At 68.6% G+C, this 16,953-nt stretch carries 16 protein-coding genes; 7 read left to right on the top strand and 9 right to left on the bottom strand.

The annotated features are described in order from the left end of the window. The first annotated feature begins 18 nt into the window (after positions 1-18). Positions 19-351, top strand: coding sequence for a thioredoxin (gene trxA / locus ACWC97_RS04180; protein WP_352274046.1), 333 nt, complete (start codon positions 19-21; stop codon positions 349-351). A 75-nt stretch (positions 352-426) separates the two neighbouring features. Here trxA and ACWC97_RS04175 read toward each other — a convergent pair whose 3' ends face one another. The 9 genes from ACWC97_RS04175 to rpmH all read right to left on the bottom strand — a co-directional run bounded on the left by ACWC97_RS04175 (position 427) and on the right by rpmH (position 7,200). Beyond that, complete coding sequence (locus ACWC97_RS04175; protein ID WP_352274047.1) at positions 427-1,044, bottom strand: GNAT family N-acetyltransferase; 618 nt, start codon at positions 1,042-1,044, stop codon at positions 427-429. 224 nt (positions 1,045-1,268) lie between these two features. Then, the gene (locus tag ACWC97_RS04170) at positions 1,269-2,420 is read right to left on the bottom strand and encodes a ParB/RepB/Spo0J family partition protein (protein WP_450647310.1); all 1,152 of its coding nucleotides are present in this window, start codon (positions 2,418-2,420) and stop codon (positions 1,269-1,271) included. Further along, positions 2,417-3,493: a ParA family protein gene (locus ACWC97_RS04165; protein WP_352274227.1), complete on the bottom strand. Its 1,077-nt coding sequence runs from the start codon at positions 3,491-3,493 to the stop codon at positions 2,417-2,419. Before ACWC97_RS04165 ends, ACWC97_RS04170 begins: the two co-directional genes overlap by 4 nt. Before the next feature lie 209 nt (positions 3,494-3,702). After that, positions 3,703-4,419, bottom strand: coding sequence for a 16S rRNA (guanine(527)-N(7))-methyltransferase RsmG (rsmG, locus tag ACWC97_RS04160; RefSeq protein ID WP_352274049.1), 717 nt, complete (start codon positions 4,417-4,419; stop codon positions 3,703-3,705). A gap of 108 nt (positions 4,420-4,527) precedes the next feature. Next, positions 4,528-5,037 (bottom strand): Jag family protein, encoded by a 510-nt coding sequence (locus ACWC97_RS04155; protein ID WP_352274050.1) that lies wholly within the window; start codon positions 5,035-5,037, stop codon positions 4,528-4,530. Positions 5,038-5,051: 14 nt separating this feature from the next. Next, positions 5,052-6,311: a membrane protein insertase YidC gene (gene yidC, locus ACWC97_RS04150; RefSeq protein WP_352274051.1), complete on the bottom strand. Its 1,260-nt coding sequence runs from the start codon at positions 6,309-6,311 to the stop codon at positions 5,052-5,054. 3 nt (positions 6,312-6,314) lie between these two features. Then, on the bottom strand, positions 6,315-6,674 hold the full coding sequence (gene yidD / locus ACWC97_RS04145) for a membrane protein insertion efficiency factor YidD (protein WP_352274052.1): 360 nt from the start codon (positions 6,672-6,674) through the stop codon (positions 6,315-6,317). Further along, positions 6,671-7,042, bottom strand: a complete 372-nt coding sequence (rnpA, locus tag ACWC97_RS04140; protein WP_352274053.1) for a ribonuclease P protein component — start codon at positions 7,040-7,042, stop codon at positions 6,671-6,673. The genes yidD and rnpA overlap by 4 nt, the downstream gene beginning before the upstream one ends. Before the next feature lie 20 nt (positions 7,043-7,062). Continuing rightward, positions 7,063-7,200 (bottom strand): 50S ribosomal protein L34, encoded by a 138-nt coding sequence (gene rpmH / locus ACWC97_RS04135; RefSeq protein WP_030930485.1) that lies wholly within the window; start codon positions 7,198-7,200, stop codon positions 7,063-7,065. A gap of 369 nt (positions 7,201-7,569) precedes the next feature. On the opposite strand from rpmH, the gene dnaA reads away from it, so the two are divergent. From dnaA to gyrB, 6 genes are all read left to right on the top strand, one after another. Continuing rightward, positions 7,570-9,456 (top strand): chromosomal replication initiator protein DnaA, encoded by a 1,887-nt coding sequence (gene dnaA, locus ACWC97_RS04130; RefSeq protein WP_450647306.1) that lies wholly within the window; start codon positions 7,570-7,572, stop codon positions 9,454-9,456. Positions 9,457-10,563: 1,107 nt separating this feature from the next. Continuing rightward, the gene (dnaN, locus tag ACWC97_RS04125) at positions 10,564-11,694 is read left to right on the top strand and encodes a DNA polymerase III subunit beta (protein ID WP_072487582.1); all 1,131 of its coding nucleotides are present in this window, start codon (positions 10,564-10,566) and stop codon (positions 11,692-11,694) included. 184 nt (positions 11,695-11,878) lie between these two features. Continuing rightward, entirely contained in the window at positions 11,879-12,757 is an 879-nt protein-coding gene (gene gnd / locus ACWC97_RS04120) for a phosphogluconate dehydrogenase (NAD(+)-dependent, decarboxylating) (RefSeq protein ID WP_352274055.1), read from the top strand. A gap of 88 nt (positions 12,758-12,845) precedes the next feature. Continuing rightward, entirely contained in the window at positions 12,846-13,973 is a 1,128-nt protein-coding gene (gene recF / locus ACWC97_RS04115; RefSeq protein ID WP_385202750.1) for a DNA replication/repair protein RecF, read from the top strand. Next, positions 13,970-14,521: a DUF721 domain-containing protein gene (locus ACWC97_RS04110; RefSeq protein WP_352274057.1), complete on the top strand. Its 552-nt coding sequence runs from the start codon at positions 13,970-13,972 to the stop codon at positions 14,519-14,521. Before recF ends, ACWC97_RS04110 begins: the two co-directional genes overlap by 4 nt. A 365-nt stretch (positions 14,522-14,886) precedes the next feature. Then, entirely contained in the window at positions 14,887-16,944 is a 2,058-nt protein-coding gene (gene gyrB / locus ACWC97_RS04105; RefSeq protein WP_352274058.1) for a DNA topoisomerase (ATP-hydrolyzing) subunit B, read from the top strand. Positions 16,945-16,953 lie beyond the last annotated feature (9 nt).

The raw sequence follows: 16,953 nt of genomic DNA, 5'->3' as shown, positions 1-16,953 counted from the left end.
GCAGTTAAGGAGGACGCCGTGGCCGGCGCCCTGAAGAACGTGACCGACGATTCCTTCGACGAGGACGTCCTCAACAGCAAGAAGCCCGTGCTGGTGGACTTCTGGGCCGCCTGGTGCGGACCGTGCCGTCAGATCGCGCCGTCCCTGGAGGCGATCGCCGCCGAGTACGGCGACCAGATCGAGATCGTCAAGCTCAACATCGATGAGAACCCGGCCACGGCCGCCAAGTACGGCGTGATGTCCATCCCGACCCTGAACGTCTACCAGGGTGGCGAGGTCGCGAAGACCATCGTGGGTGCCAAGCCGAAGGCCGCGATCCTCCGCGACCTGGAGAGCTTCATCGGCCAGTAAGGGCGATGTTTCACGTGAAACGGGTCCACCCCTTCGCGGGGGTGGACCCGTTTCACGTTTCCTCGTTCTTCCCGGTCACAGCGGTCGCAGCACGGGTTCCTTCTGTACCGCACCCAGGAGCCGGTCCAGGGCCAGCTCGACGTCTTCCTTCCAGGACAACGTGGTCCGCAGCTCCAGCCGCAGCCTCGGATGAACAGGGTGCGGCCGCACGGTCTTGAAACCGACCGCCAGCAGATGATCCGCAGGAAGCAGGCAGGCCGGTCTCTCCCACCGGGCATCACCGAAGGCCTCGATCGCTTTGAACCCCCGGCGCAGCAGGTCCTTGGCGACGGACTGCACCACCACCCGGCCAAGCCCCTGCCCCTGAAAGCCCGGGACGATCCAGGCGGTCATCAGCTGGACCGCGTCGGGGGAGACGGGACTGGTGGGAAACGCGGTCGACCGTGGCACATAGGCCGGTGGCGCGTAGAGGACGAAGCCGACCGGGACATCGTCGACGTAGACGACGCGGCCGCACGACCCCCACTCCAGGAGAACGGCCGAGATCCAGGCTTCCTTCGCCAGTTCGGGAGTGCCGGCCTTCACCGCGGCTTCTCCGCTGACCGGATCGAGCTCCCAGAACACGCAGGAGCGACAGCGTCTGGGAAGGTCGGAGAGATTGTCCAGTGTGAGCGGTACGAGTCGGCGCCCCATGAAGGCTGTTCCTCGCTTCCGTCGCCCGCCGCGTCGCGTGCGACCATCGGTGCACTCCGTTCACTGCGTGCACAGCCCCTGCCGAGGTGTACCAACTCGGATGGGCCATACCAGAACGCATCGTATCCACCCACGGATGCAGTCAACACCGAGACAGAGCAAAGGGCGGGCCGCAGTCCGGTAACCACCGGCACACAGCCCGCCCCCTGGCTCACCGGCCGGGATCAGCCCTCGTCCTCCGCAGTGAGGTCCGCGTCGGATTCCTTGGCCTTCTCCGCAGCGGCTTCTTCGACGGACTCCTCCGAGAGACTCCGTTCCAGAACCCGCCCTTCGCCCGGTGCAAGGCTGCAGAGGATGCGGTCCAGGTCCTCCATGGAGGCGAACTCGACGACGATCTTCCCCTTCTTCTGACCGAGGTCGACCTTCACCCTCGTCTCGAAGCGGTCCGACAGCCGCGTGGCCAGCTCGGAGAGCGCGGGCGAAACCCGGCCGCCGGCCCGCGGCCCCTTCGGCTTCGCCCGGCTCTTGTCGGGGCCGGAGCCCATGAGCGTCACGATCTCTTCGACCGAGCGCACCGAGAGCCCCTCGGCCACAATGCGATGGGCCAGCCGATCCTGCTCCTCCAAATCGGCAACGGGCAACAGGGCCCGCGCATGACCGGCGGAGAGAACCCCGGCCGCGACCCTCCGCTGCACCGGCGCGGCCAGCTTCAGCAGGCGCAGTGTGTTCGAGACCTGCGGACGGGAACGTCCGATCCGGTCGGCCAGCTGGTCATGGGTGCACTTGAAGTCCTTGAGCAGCTGGTCGTACGCGGCCGCCTCCTCCAAGGGGTTCAGCTGGGCCCGGTGCAGGTTCTCCAGGAGAGCGTCCAGGAGAAGCTTCTCGTCGTCGGTGGCCCGGACGATCGCCGGAATCCGCTTCAGCTCCGCCGCCTGGCAGGCCCGCCAACGCCGCTCGCCCATGATGAGCTCGTAGCGCTCCGGCCCCACCTTCCGTACGACGACGGGCTGGAGGAGACCCACCTCCTTGATGGAGGTCACCAGCTCCGCCAGCGCGTCCTCGTCGAACACCTCGCGGGGCTGCCGGGGATTCGGGCTGATGGCACCCACCGGAATCTCGGCGAAGTACGCCCCGGCCGGTCCCACCGTCTCAGCGGCCGCTTCGGAATCCAGAACCGGCGCGCTCGGCTCCGGCACCACTGGAACAGTGCCGAACGCGGCCAGCCTCGCCGCAGCCGCGCCCCGTTCCTCCGTGATCGTGGGCCCCGTCCCCGCAGCGGCCTGTCCCGCTCCGGTGGACGCCACCTGGTTCCCCTGCGGAGCAGCGGGGATCAGCGCACCCAGCCCACGCCCCAGCCCTCTTCGACGCTCGCTCACTGAATCCCCTCCGAAATACTCTGCTGGCTGTTTCCGCTGCCCGGCGGGGCATGCTGGGCCTCGTAATGGATACCGACGCCCCGCAGGGCGATCTCGCGTGCCGCTTCGAGGTACGACAGCGATCCGCTGGAACCCGGGTCGTAGGTCAGCACGGTCTGCCCGTAGCTGGGTGCCTCCGAGATCCGCACCGACCGCGGAATGTTGGTGCGGAGCACCTCCTTGCCGAAGTGGCTCCGCACCTCCTCGGCGACCTGGGAGGCAAGCCTGGTCCGGCCGTCGTACATGGTGAGCAGGATCGTCGAGACATGGAGGTCGGGGTTGAGGTGTCCCCGCACCAGATCCACGTTGCGCAGCAGCTGCCCGAGCCCTTCCAGCGCGTAGTACTCGCACTGGATGGGGATCAGTACCTCGGCACCGGCGACCAGAGCGTTGACGGTCAGCAGCCCGAGCGACGGCGGGCAGTCGATGAGGATGTAGTCCAGCGGCTGCTCGTATGCCTGGATCGCCCGCTGGAGTCGGCTCTCCCGCGCCACCAGGGACACCAGCTCGATCTCCGCACCGGCGAGGTCGATCGTGGCAGGCGCACAGAAGAGTCCCTCGACGTCCGGAACCGGCTGGACCACCTCGGAGAGCGGCCTGCTGTCCACCAGCACGTCATAGATGGAGGGAACCTCGGCGTGGTGGTCGATCCCCAGCGCCGTAGAGGCGTTCCCCTGCGGGTCGAGGTCGACCACCAGAACGCGGGCGCCGTGCAGCGCGAGCGAAGCGGCAAGGTTGACCGTCGTGGTCGTCTTGCCGACTCCGCCCTTCTGGTTGGCCACCACCATGACGCGCGTCCGGTCAGGGCGGGGCAGCCCCGCACCGGCGCGGCCAAGGGCCTCGACCGCCAGCTGGGCCGCTCGACCGATGGGTGTGTCGTCCATCGGCGGCGGTGTTTCACGTGAAACACCGTCCCCCGCCGATTCGGTTCGGGGACCGGGGACCGGATCGGTCATCGGTCCCGCGATGTTGGCGTCGGACCGCAAGGATTCACTCTCCTCGACTTCAGGCTCGCAATGAAGAGAGCCTGCCATGCTTTCGGGGTCGTGAACCAGCGAGGCCCGCTCTTCTGTGGATGAATCCACTTCTGTGGACAACTCCGTAGCCCTAACGGGTCTGCGATGCCGAGGCGCGGCGGTCTCGCCGCCGCGGCCGATGATCCCTTGCAGCAGAGAGCGACGTTTCACGTGAAACACGATGCCCCTGCGGCCAGACCGCAGGGGCACGACACTCCGCAGCCGGTTCAGCGACGGCGCCTCGCGCGGCTCGTCCTCGCCGCCTTGGCCCGCTTCGCCGCGAACCGCACACCGCCAGGGCTCTCGCCGACGACCACCCGCACCACCGTGGACATCGGATCGACGACGCCCTCTCCGACGTGCAGCACCTCGGTCTCCTCCACGCCGAGCTTGCTCAGGGCGGCACGGGCTCCGTTGATCTCCTCCTCGGCGGTGTCCCCCTTGAGCGCCAGCATCTCGCCGTACGGGCGCAGCAGCGGAACACCCCAGCCGGCCAGCCGGTCGAGCGGGGCAACGGCACGGGCCGTCACCACATGTACCGGCTGGAGCGAGCCCAGAACCTCTTCGGCCCGACCACGTACCACCGTTACATGGTCCAGGCCGAGCAGCTCCACGACCTCCTGGAGGAAGTTGGTGCGCCGGAGCAAGGGCTCCAGCAGAGTGATCTTGAGGTCCGGGCGCACCAGAGCGAGCGGGATGCCGGGAAGGCCCGCGCCGGAGCCCACATCGCACACCGTGACCCCTTCGGGCACGACCTCGGAGAGCACCGCGCAGTTCAACAGGTGCCGCTCCCACAACCTCGGCACCTCACGCGGGCCGATCAGCCCTCGCTTCACTCCGGCATCGGCCAGCAGCTCGGCGTACCGGACGGCCTCCGGGAAGAACTCACCGAAAACCGCCCGCGCCCCTGGGGGTGCCTCGGGAAGCTCTACTTCCGTCGTCACGGGGACCGTCCTTCCATACGCACTACCGCGCTGTGGGTGGCTGACTATCAGGCTGACAAAGATCGGCCCCGCCTGCGAACAGACGGGGCCGACGGAACCGGGGTCCGGTCAGGCCGGGAGGACGACGACGAAGCGCTCCGGCTCCTCGCCCTCGGACTCGCTGCGCAGACCGGCGGCCGCGACCGCGTCGTGGACGACCTTGCGCTCGAACGGCGTCATCGGGTCCAGCTTCACCGGCTGACCGGTGCTCTTGACCTCGTCCGCGGCCTTGGCGCCCAGCGCGGCGAGCTCCGCCCGCTTCTTGGCCCGGAAGCCCGCGATGTCCAGCATCAGTCGGCTGCGGTCCCCGGTCTCCCGGTGGACGGCCAGCCGCGTCAGCTCCTGGAGCGCCTCCAGCACCTCACCGTCGCGGCCCACGAGCTTCTGCAGTTCACGTGCCGAATCGCTGATGATCGAGACCGCGGCCCGGTCCGCCTCGACGTCCATGTCGATGTCGCCGTCGAGATCGGCGATGTCGAGCAGGCCCTCGAGGTAGTCCGCTGCGATCTCACCCTCCTGCTCAAGGCGGGTCAGGGTGTCGCTGCCCTCAGCGGCCGTGGAGGTGGTGCCTTCCGTCACGGATGGACTCCTTCTTACTTCTTGGACGGGTGCTTGGGCCGCTGCGGGCCCTTGCGCTGTCCGGACTTGGCTTGGCGTGAGGAGCCGGACGAAGCCCTGCTCGGCGTCCTGGGCTTCTCGTCCTGCTGGGGCTTCTCGTCCTGCTTCTGGAGGGAAGTCTTGGACGTGGCGGAACCCGCGTCCTTGGCACCCGGCTGCGCGGAACCGGTCTGGCGCTGGGCCTTGGACTGGCGCTTGGGCTGCTGACGCCGCTGCGCCCCGCTCTCCGCCTCGGCGGCCGCGGTGTCGCTCTTTGCCACCGTGCCGTCCTCCTGGGCGACGAGGCCCAGCTTGGCCAGCCCGGTGACGAACTTCCGCTCGATGTCGTTGCGGTCCGGTCCCTTGGCCACGATCCGCTTGATGGTGTTGCGCCGGGTCCGGCCGCGGACCTCTCCGTGCGCGGTGACGCTCTTCAGCAGACGGGTCAGGTACTGGTCCTGCGCCTTGCTCCCCGGGGTCGGGTTCTGGTTGATCACGTACATCTGCTGACCCATGGTCCAGACGTTGGTGGTCAGCCAGTAGACGAGGACGCCGACGGGGAAGTTGATGCCCATGACGGCGAAGATCACCGGGAAGATGTACATCAGCATCTTCTGCTGGCTCATGTACGGCGTCTTGACCGTCAGGTCGACGTTCTTCGTCATCAGCTGGCGCTGGGTGAAGAACTGCGAGGCCGACATCATCACGATCATGATCGCGGTGACGACCCGGACGTCGGTCAGGGAGGCACCGAGAGCGGCGACGTCCTCGGTGCTGTTCATGAACTTGGCGGCGAGCGGTGCACCGAAGATGTGGGCCTGCCGGGCGCTGTCGAGCAGCGTCTGGTCGATGACACCGATCTTCTTGTTCGAGGCGATGGCCGACAGCACGTGGTACAGCGCGAAGAAGAAGGGCGACTGCGCCAGGATGGGAAGGCACGAGGAGAGCGGGTTGGTGCCCGTCTCCTTGTACAGCTTCATCATCTCTTCGGACTGACGCTGCTTGTCGCTCTTGTAGCGCTCCTGGATCGCCTTCATCTTCGGCTGGAGCACCTGCATGTTGCGGGTCGACTTGATCTGCTTGACGAACAGCGGGATCAAGCAGATCCGGATCAGCACCACCAGGGACACGATGGACAGGCCCCAGGCCCACCCGGTGTCAGGACCGAAGATCGCCCCGTACAACTTGTGGAACTGGACGATGACCCATGAGACGGGCCAGGTGATAAAGCTGAACAGACTGGCAATCGTGTCCACTAATCAGGCTCCTTGAGCATTGGGCGAAGTCTCTGCGGCCTTGCTCGGGGTTTCGGAGTCCGGTCCCCGGTCAGGCGCATCAGCGGCGGAGTCCCCGCCCTTGCCACCGCGCATGGCATTACGCAGGAGCTCATGCCAACGCGGACGTTTGCGTGGTGGAACATAGTCCACGCCACCGGGTGACCACGGATTGCACCGCAGGATGCGCCAAGCCGTCAGCGCGGTTCCCTTGATCGCTCCGTGCCGGTCGATCGCCGTAAATCCATAGTGGGAACACGACGGGTAGTAACGACACACAGGCCCGAGAAGCGGGCTGATCGTCCACTGGTACAGCTTGATCAGAGCCAGCAACGGGTACTTCATCGCGCGCCCCCTCCCAGCAGCCGCTGAAGAGCGGCGTCCAGGTCTCGGGCCAGCTGTTCATGGTCGGCGTCGCCCGCTCCGGGCAGCGCTCGTACGACAACCAGGCTACCGGGGGGCAGCATGGCGAGCCGTTCGCGGACCAGATGGCGAAGCTTCCGCTTGACCGCTGTGCGTACGACCGCTCCACCCACGGCTTTGCTGACAACGAAACCCGCACGCGGCGGGGGAGCGATCTCCCCAGTCGCGTGCGGGTCCGTTGCACCGCTGCGTAGATGGACGACGAGAAGCGGGCGGCCGGCCCTGCGTCCTCGGCGTACTGCGGTCGCGAAGTCCTCGCGCCGCCTCAGCCGATTCTCGGTAGGCAGCACGTCATGACCTGTTAAAGCGATCAGGCGGACAGGTTGGCGCGACCCTTGCCACGGCGGGACGCGAGGATCGCGCGGCCGGCACGGGTACGCATGCGCAGCCGGAAGCCGTGGGTCTTCGCGCGACGACGGTTGTTCGGCTGGAAGGTGCGCTTGCTCACTAGGGGGCTCCAGAAATGACTCGTGTGTTGGCGGGACATCGCCTGGCTGTCACCGTGCGCCCACGAGAGACTCGCGTAAACGCTCTAGTGCACCGCTTCACAATCACAGATCGTGATCTTTGCCCATCGGAGGCAGGCGGCAGCAGCCATCGACAACTCGACCTGGTCACGGTACGCGCGGCGGCGCCATCCGGTCAAACCGGCCTCCTGGGACCCTCCGCTGTGCACAGGCTGTGGACAACAACTTGAACGACGCGGGTCGCCCTGACTACCGTGGCTGAGTTCCGGTCTTTTCTTCCTGCCTGCCGGTCCCCACCCGTCCCGTCCCGAGAACCACATATTCGTGGGACCAGCGAGAGAGCGTGCCCTGTGGCTGACGTACCTGCCGATCTTGCCGCAGTGTGGCCGCGCGTGCTCGAGCATCTTCTCGGGGAAGGCCAACAGGGGATCGAGCCGAAGGACAAGCAGTGGATCGAGCGCTGCCAGCCGCTCGCGCTGGTCGCCGACACCGCACTGCTCGCCGTCCCGAACGAATGGGGCAAGCGCGTCCTGGAGGGCCGGCTCGCCCCGCTCATCAGCGAGACGCTGAGCCGGGAGTGCGGTCGCCCGATCCGCATCGCGATCACCGTCGACGACTCCGCGGGGGAACCGCAGAGCCCGCCCGCGCCCCCGATGCACCAGCCCCAGCAGCACCGCTACCAGGGGCCGCAGCACGATGAGCGCCCCCATGACGAGCGCCAGCGCGGCGACGCGTACGACGGCTACGGGCACCGCCCCTCCGACGACGGCATGCCGACCGGCCGCCCCGCCTATCCGGAGTACCAGCAGCAGCGCCCCGAGCCCGGAGCGTGGCCGCGCACCGGGGAGGACCTCTCCTGGCAGCAGCCCCGGCTCGGCGGTTTCCAGGACCGCGAGGCCCCCTCGGAGCAGTGGCGCGATCCGTACGGCGGGCGGCCCCAGCACGACTACCGCCCGCAGCCGCCCGAGCGCCAGGGGTACGAGCCGCAGCAGCCCGAGCGGCAGAGCTACGAGCCGCCGTCGGCCGAGCGGTCCGGTTACGAGCCGCAGCCCGAGCGGCAGGGGTACGAGCCGCAGCGCTCCGACGCCCATGACCTGCCGGACGCCCAGCCGCAGCACCGCCCGGGCGCCGGTACCGGCCGCCCCGCCGGCATGCCCGGCCCGATGGGATCGCAGTCCGCGCCCACGCCCGGTGCGGGAGAGCCGGCGGCCAGGCTGAACCCGAAGTACCTCTTCGACACCTTCGTCATCGGGGCGTCCAACCGGTTCGCGCACGCCGCGGCGGTCGCGGTCGCCGAGGCCCCCGCCAAGGCGTACAACCCGCTCTTCATCTACGGGGAGTCCGGGCTCGGCAAGACCCACCTGCTGCACGCGATCGGTCACTACGCCCGCAGCCTCTACCCGGGGACCCGGGTGCGGTACGTGAGTTCTGAGGAGTTCACCAACGAGTTCATCAACTCGATCCGCGACGGCAAGGGCGACACCTTCCGCAAGCGCTACCGCGACGTGGACATCCTGCTCGTCGACGACATCCAGTTCCTGGCGAGCAAGGAGTCGACGCAGGAGGAGTTCTTCCACACCTTCAACACGCTCCACAACGCCAACAAGCAGATCGTGCTCTCCTCCGACCGGCCGCCCAAGCAGCTGGTGACCCTGGAGGACCGGCTGCGCAACCGGTTCGAGTGGGGGCTGACCACCGATGTGCAGCCGCCCGAGCTGGAGACGCGCATCGCGATCCTCCGTAAGAAGGCGGTGCAGGAGCAGCTCAACGCCCCGCCGGAGGTGTTGGAGTTCATCGCCTCCCGTATCTCCCGGAACATCAGGGAGCTGGAGGGGGCGCTGATCCGGGTCACGGCCTTCGCCAGTCTCAACCGGCAGCCGGTGGACCTCGGACTGACCGAGCATGTGCTGAAGGACCTGATCCCGGGCGGTGAGGACGCGGCTCCGGAGATCACGGCGGGGGCCATCATGGCCTCGACCGCCGACTACTTCGGTCTCACGGTGGACGACCTCTGCGGAACCTCGCGCAGCCGCGTGCTGGTGACGGCCCGCCAGATCGCCATGTACCTCTGCCGCGAGCTGACCGACCTCTCGCTGCCCAAGATCGGTGCGCAGTTCGGCGGCCGGGACCATACGACGGTGATGCACGCGGACCGGAAGATCCGCGCGCTGATGGCGGAGCGGCGCTCCATCTACAACCAGGTCACCGAGCTCACCAACCGCATCAAGAACGGCTGACGGGCCGCCACCACGGCCTGGCCGCAAGGCCGAAGGGCGCCCGGAGAACCCCGCAAGGGGTTCTCCGGGCGCCCTTCCCGTTGTCCGGCCAGAGGCAACCGCCCCGAGCCGCCCGGCCCTGCTCGGAACGGCGCCCGCCACAGCGTTCAGCGCTGACCGCAGCCCACCCGGAGAGCGTTCGAGAGCCGACCACACGTCGTCCGGAGGGAGACCGGAAGGAGCCCGGAGCGCGCTCGCGGGCCGTCCGGAGGACGTTCGCAGGGCGTCCCGAGTGCGTTCGCGGGGCGTCCGGAGCCGTTCGACGACCGTCGTGAACCGCCCGGCCCCGGCGGCTCTGTTCGAATACCTCCCGCTGACCAGCGGTTCTCCACAGATCTGGGGAGTTTTCCCCTTCCACAGCCTGGGGATCGGGAAGTTGTCCATATTGCGTCCACAGGGGCGACTGCCGATACTCCATCAGGCCAGGTCAAGCACCTGGGGATTTGTGGCCAACCACAATCCACAGGCTGTGGAAAAAATCTTCGTCCACAGGGCGTGGATGATGTTGTCCACCGCCGACCCACAGTCCCGGCCGCCTTGTCCCCAGCTTCGCGCCGCTTCTCCACATCTCTGTCCACTGTTCGGCAACACGAGGGCGCCTTTCACCGTGCCGAGTGAAAGGCGTCACACCAGGGGCGTGGGTTGGGCTGTGGGGAACGGGGGTAAAGCTGGGGACAGCCCTGGGGAGAAACCACCCTGCCCTGTGCATGGGGTGTGCAGAACTTTCCTGTGTCCACAGAAGCGCCGTGTTGTCCACCGGTGCCGCCCACAGGACCAGTGGACAAAAAACCGGGATTGACCTGCGCAAACGACGTTATCCACGGTTTCCACAGGCCCTACTACTACTGCCACATAGAGTTAGCCCGGAATCCGCTTCGAAGTGGGGCCTGTGCACAACTAGGCGCCGGACCGCTCAGCGGCTCTTGTCGCGACTTGACCCCGAGCAGCACCGAGTGTCGGTGGCGTACGTCAGACTGGTCCCGGCGTCCCGACCGCCCCGACGGCGGGGGACCCGATCCGAAGACGAAGGCCAGCAGGGCGAGCGAGCAACAGCAGGAGGCGGTTCCGGTGAAGATCCGGGTGGAGCGCGATGTACTCGCGGAGGCGGTGGCCTGGGTGGCCCGCAGCCTCCCGGCCCGTCCGCCGGCGCCCGTTCTCGCGGGCCTACTGCTGAAGGCCGAGGACGGGGCCCTCAGCTTCTCCAGCTTCGACTACGAGGTGTCGGCCCGGGTCTCGGTGGACGCCGAGGTCGAGGAGGACGGCACGGTGCTGGTCTCCGGCCGGCTGCTCGCCGACATCTGCCGCGCCCTGCCCAACCGACCGGTGGAGATTTCCACAGACGGTGTACGGGCGACCGTGGTCTGCGGCTCCTCCCGGTTCACCCTCCACACCCTTCCTGTGGAGGAGTACCCGGCGCTTCCCGAGATGCCGACCGCGACGGGCACCGTCCCCGGTGAGGTCTTCGCCTCGGCCGCCGCCCAGGTCGCCATCGCCGCGGGCCGCGACGACACGCTCCCGGTGCTGACCGGCGTCCGGATCGAGATCGAGGGCGACACCGTCACCCTGGCCTCCACCGACCGCTACCGCTTCGCGGTCCGCGAGTTCCTCTGGAAGCCGGAGAACCCGGACGCCTCGGCCGTCGCGCTGGTCCCCGCCAAGACGCTCCTGGACACGGCCAAGGCCCTGACCAGCGGTGACACGGTGACGCTGGCGCTCTCCGGCTCCGGTGCGGGCGAGGGCCTGATCGGTTTCGAGGGCGCGGGCCGCCGTACGACGACCCGGCTGCTCGAAGGCGACCTGCCGAAGTACCGCACGCTCTTCCCCACCGAGTTCAACTCGGTCGCGGTGATCGAGACCGCCCCGTTCGTCGAGGCCGTCAAGCGCGTGGCCCTGGTCGCCGAGCGGAACACCCCGGTGCGGCTGAGCTTCGAGCAGGGCGTGCTGATCCTGGAGGCGGGTTCCAGCGACGACGCACAGGCTGTGGAGCGGGTCGACGCGGTGCTGGAGGGCGACGACATCTCGATCGCCTTCAACCCGACGTTCCTGCTGGACGGGCTGAGCGCGATCGACTCCCCGGTCGCCCAGCTCTCGTTCACGACGTCCACCAAGCCCGCGCTGCTCAGCGGCCGCCCGGCCGTGGACGCCGAGGCGGACGACGCGTACAAGTACCTGATCATGCCGGTGCGGCTCTCCGGCTGACCCGGCCGTCCGCCCCCGCCCCAGGTGCCAGTGGCGCCACAGGGCGGGGGCGGACGACGGGAACCGGTGCCGCGACGGTCCGTACCGGCGTGCTCGCCCCGTGAGCACGCCCGGCGCGGCCTCCCCCGCCGGGCGTAGGCTCGTCCGTGGGTACGCATCGGCACAACGCTTAAGGAAATCTCTGATGGAGCTCGGTCTCGTCGGTCTCGGCAAGATGGGCGGCAACATGCGCGAGCGCATCCGCCGCGCAGGCCACACCGTCATCGGTTACGACCGCAACCCGGACGTCTCCGATGTCCACAGCCTGGAAGAGCTTGTGGGCAAGCTGAAGGGCCCCCGGGTCGTCTGGGTGATGGTCCCGGCCGGCGCCCCGACCCAGGCCACGATCGACGAGCTCGCCGGTCTGCTCTCGCCCGGCGACATCGTCGTGGACGGCGGGAACTCCCGCTGGACCGACGACGAGAAGCACGCCGTCGAGCTGGGCATCAAGGGCATCGGCTTCGTCGACTGCGGAGTCTCCGGCGGTGTCTGGGGCCTGGAGAACGGCTACGCCCTGATGTACGGCGGCGACGCCGAGAACGTGGCGAAGGTCCAGCCGATCTTCGACGCCCTGAAGCCCGAGGGCGAGTTCGGTTCCGTGCACGCCGGCAAGGTCGGCGCGGGCCACTTCGCGAAGATGGTCCACAACGGCATCGAGTACGCCATGATGCAGGCCTACGCCGAGGGCTGGGAGCTGCTGGAGAAGGTCGACTCCGTCACCGATGTGCGCGAGGTCTTCCGCTCCTGGCAGGAGGGCACGGTCATCCGTTCCTGGCTGCTCGACCTGGCGGTCAACGCGCTGGACGAGGACGAGCACCTCGACCAGCTCCGGGGCTACGCCGCCGACTCCGGCGAGGGCCGGTGGACGGTGGAGGCCGCGATCGACAACGCCGTGCCGCTGCCCGCGATCACGGCGTCGCTCTTCGCGCGCTTCGCCTCGCGCCAGGACGACTCCCCGCAGATGAAGATGATCGCCGCGCTGCGGAACCAGTTCGGCGGCCACGCGGTCGAGAACAAGAAGTAGCGACAACAGCAGGAGGAAGCGGGTCGGCCCAGCCGGCCGGTCCGCTCCACGAGGCACGGAGCAGGAAGCCGGGAAGGTCGGCGTCACCATGCATGTCACGCATCTCTCGCTGGCCGACTTCCGCTCGTACGCCCGGGTCGAGGTGGGTCTCGATCCGGGCGTCACCGTTTTCGTGGGCGCCAACGGCCAGGGCAAGACGAACCTGGTGGAGGCGATCGGCTACCTGGCCACGCTCGGCAGCCACCGGGTCTCCTCCGACGCCCCGCTGGTGCGGATGGGGGCGGAGCGGGCCGTGGTCCGTGCCGCGGTGACGCAGGGCGAGCGGTCGCAACTGGTCGAGCTGGAGCTCAATCCGGGCCGGGCGAACCGGGCCCGGATCAACAGGTCGTCGCAGGTCAGACCGCGTGACGTTCTGGGAATCGTCCGTACGGTGCTGTTCGCGCCGGAGGATCTGGCCCTGGTCAAGGGCGATCCCGGGGAGCGCAGGCGCTTCCTCGACGAGCTGGTCACGGCGCGTGCGCCGCGGATGGCGGGGGTGCGCTCGGACTACGAGCGGGTGCTCAAGCAGCGCAACACGCTGCTGAAGTCGGCGGCGATGGCGCGGCGGCACGGCGGCCGCTCGATGGATCTGTCGACCCTCGATGTGTGGGACCAGCATCTGGCCCGCGCGGGCGCGGAGCTGCTGGCCCAGCGGCTGGATCTGATCGCCACCCTGCAACCGCTGGCGGACAAGGCGTACGCGGACGTCGCGCCGGGAGGCGGTCCGCTCTCCCTGGAGTACCGGAGTTCGGCCGGGGACCTGGGGGGCGTGCACACCCGCGAGGAGCTGTACGAGCTGCTGATCGCAGCCCTGGTGGAGGTCCGCAAGCAGGAGATCGAGCGGGGCGTGACGCTGGTCGGCCCGCACCGTGACGAGCTGCTGCTGGGGCTGCGCGGGATGCCGGCCAAGGGGTACGCGAGCCATGGCGAGTCCTGGTCGTACGCGCTGGCGCTGCGGCTGGCCTCGTACGAACTGCTGCGCGGCGAGGGCAACGAGCCGGTGCTGGTGCTCGACGACGTCTTCGCGGAGCTGGACGCCCGGCGCCGTGAGCGGCTGGCGGAGCTGGTGGCCCCGGGTGAGCAGGTACTGGTGACGGCCGCGGTCGACGACGACGTCCCGGGGGTGCTCGCCGGGGCGCGGTACGGGGTCACCGCCGGCGCGGTGGAGCGGCTGTGACCGGCCGCGAGGGCGACGGCGCCGGTGCGGGCAAGGCCCCGGAGCCCTCGGGCGTCGATCTGGCCCGGGTGGCCCTGCGCGCGGCCAAGGAGCAGGCGAAGGCGCGGGGCGCCGCCGCTCAGCAGCGGAAGCAGGCCCGGCGGGGCGGCGGGCTGCGCTCGGGCGCGCGGGCGGACGGGCGCGATCCGCAGCCGCTCGGTTCCGCGATCGACCGGCTGATCACCGAACGGGGCTGGGAGACCCCGGCCGCGGTCGGCGGGGTGATGGGGCGCTGGCCGCAGATCGTCGGCGAGGATCTGGCGAACCACTGTGTGCCGCTGCGGTACGACGAGGACCCGGACCAGCGGGTGCTGACGGTGCAGTGCGACTCGACGGCCTGGGCGACCCAGCTGCGGCTGCTCGCCCCGCAACTGGTGGCCCGGCTCAACGCGGACCTGGGGCACGGCACGGTCCGGCTGATCAAGGTACTGGGGCCCGGCGGTCCGCGGCGCAGGTTCGGTCCGCTGCGGGCACCGGGCAGCTCCGGCCCGGGCGACACCTACGGCTGACACCCCTGACCTGGCCTTTTGCTCTCTCCTCGCGGCTGATGGGCCGCTCCTCCGGCGTGCCCGCACGGCTGTGACGTACGTGTGTTCAGCGAGCGAAACCGTGCACGGTGAGTGGGACGTCCCTCACGGTAGCGGGAGGTTGACAGGCCGAAGCGCTCAAGGCCGGTGTGAGCCCCCTGGGGGCCCTTCCTGAATATGGGGAGTCGTCAGCCGCTCATTCAGGGCGGCACATGCGTACTCAGGTACCGGCAAACCCCCATTGATGTCAGCGCTACCGGTAGACTGGTGCACAATCCCGTGTCCCGCGGGAGTCGTCGATACAAGCCGAACGACGCAGCCGCTCCCGTTTGCCCGGAGAACGGCCTGTGCTGTGCCAGAGAGGGCGCTTCGTGGCCGATTCCGGCAACCCCAACGAGAACATTCCGTCTACACCCGGTGGGAGCGAGGGCGCCTCGTCGTACGACGCCAGCGCGATCACCGTCCTCGAAGGTCTGGACGCGGTCCGCAAGCGACCCGGCATGTACATCGGCTCGACCGGTGAGCGCGGTCTGCACCACCTGGTGCAGGAGGTCGTCGACAACTCCGTCGACGAGGCCCTCGCCGGCCACGCGGACACGATCGACGTCACGATCCTGGCCGACGGCGGCGTGCGCGTGGTCGACAACGGCCGAGGCATCCCCGTCGACATCCACCCGGTGGAGAAGAAGCCGGCCGTCGAGGTCGTGCTGACCGTGCTGCACGCGGGCGGCAAGTTCGGCGGCGGCGGCTACGCCGTCTCCGGCGGTCTGCACGGTGTCGGCGTCTCCGTGGTGAACGCCCTGTCGACCAAGGTCTCGGTCGAGATCAAGCGCGACGGCTACCGCTGGACGCAGGACTACAAGTACGGCGTCCCCACCGCCCCGCTCGCCAAGCACGAGCAGGTCGAGGAGAGCGGTACGACGGTCACCTTCTGGGCCGACCCGGACGTCTTCGAGACCACCGAGTACTCCTTCGAGACGCTCGCGCGCCGCTTCCAGGAGATGGCGTTCCTCAACAAGGGCCTGACGATCCGGCTCACCGACGAGCGCGAGTCGGCGAAGGCGACCAGCGGCGCGGACGAGGCGGGTGCGGACGAGAAGGCCGAGGTCAAGACCGTCACGTACCACTACGAGGGCGGCATCGTCGACTTCGTGAAGTACCTCAACTCCCGCAAGGGCGACGTCATCCACCAGTCGGTGATCGACATCGAGGCCGAGGACAAGGAGCGCCTCCTCTCGGCCGAGATCGCCATGCAGTGGAACACGCAGTACACCGAGGGCGTCTACTCCTTCGCGAACACGATCCACACGCACGAGGGCGGTACTCACGAGGAGGGCTTCCGCGCCGCGCTGACCACGCTGGTCAACAAGTACGCGCGCGACAAGAAGCTGCTGCGCGAGAAGGACGACAACCTCACGGGCGACGACATCCGCGAGGGTCTGACGGCGATCATCTCGGTGAAGCTCGGCGAGCCGCAGTTCGAGGGCCAGACCAAGACCAAGCTGGGCAACACGGAGGCCAAGACCTTCGTGCAGAAGGTCGTCCACGAGCACCTGACGGACTGGTTCGACCGCAATCCGAACGAGGCCGCCGACATCGTCCGCAAGGGCATCGCCGCCGCCACCGCCCGCGTGGCCGCCCGCAAGGCGCGCGACCTGACCCGCCGCAAGGGGCTCCTGGAGAGCGCCTCGCTGCCGGGCAAGCTGAGCGACTGCCAGTCCAACGACCCGACGAAGTGCGAGATCTTCATCGTCGAGGGTGACTCCGCCGGTGGTTCGGCGAAGTCCGGCCGCAACCCGATGTACCAGGCGATCCTGCCGATCCGGGGCAAGATCCTGAACGTCGAGAAGGCCCGGGTCGACAAGATCCTCCAGAACACCGAGGTCCAGGCGCTGATCTCGGCCTTCGGTACCGGGGTCCACGAGGACTTCGACATCGAGAAGCTCCGCTATCACAAGATCATCCTGATGGCGGACGCCGACGTCGACGGTCAGCACATCAACACCCTGCTGCTCACCTTCCTCTTCCGCTTCATGCGTCCGCTGGTCGAGGCCGGGCACGTCTACCTCTCCCGTCCCCCGCTCTACAAGATCAAGTGGGGCCGCGACGACTTCGAGTACGCCTACTCCGACCGGGAGCGCGACGCCCTGGTCGAGCTGGGCAAGCAGAGCGGCAAGCGGATCAAGGAGGACTCGATCCAGCGCTTCAAGGGTCTCGGCGAGATGAACGCCGAGGAGCTGCGCGTCACCACCATGGACGTCGACCACCGGGTCCTCGGCCAGGTCACGCTGGACGACGCGGCGCAGGCCGACGACCTCTTCTCGGTGCTGATGGGCGAGGACGTCGAGGCGCGGCGCTCGTTCATCCAGCGCAACGCCAAGGACGTCCGCTTCCTCGACATCTGAGTCGGCCGT

Source organism: Streptomyces sp. NPDC001108, assembly GCF_053598535.1.
Note: the sequence above shows the minus strand (reverse complement) of the source record. Positions and strands in the feature narration are given on the sequence as shown.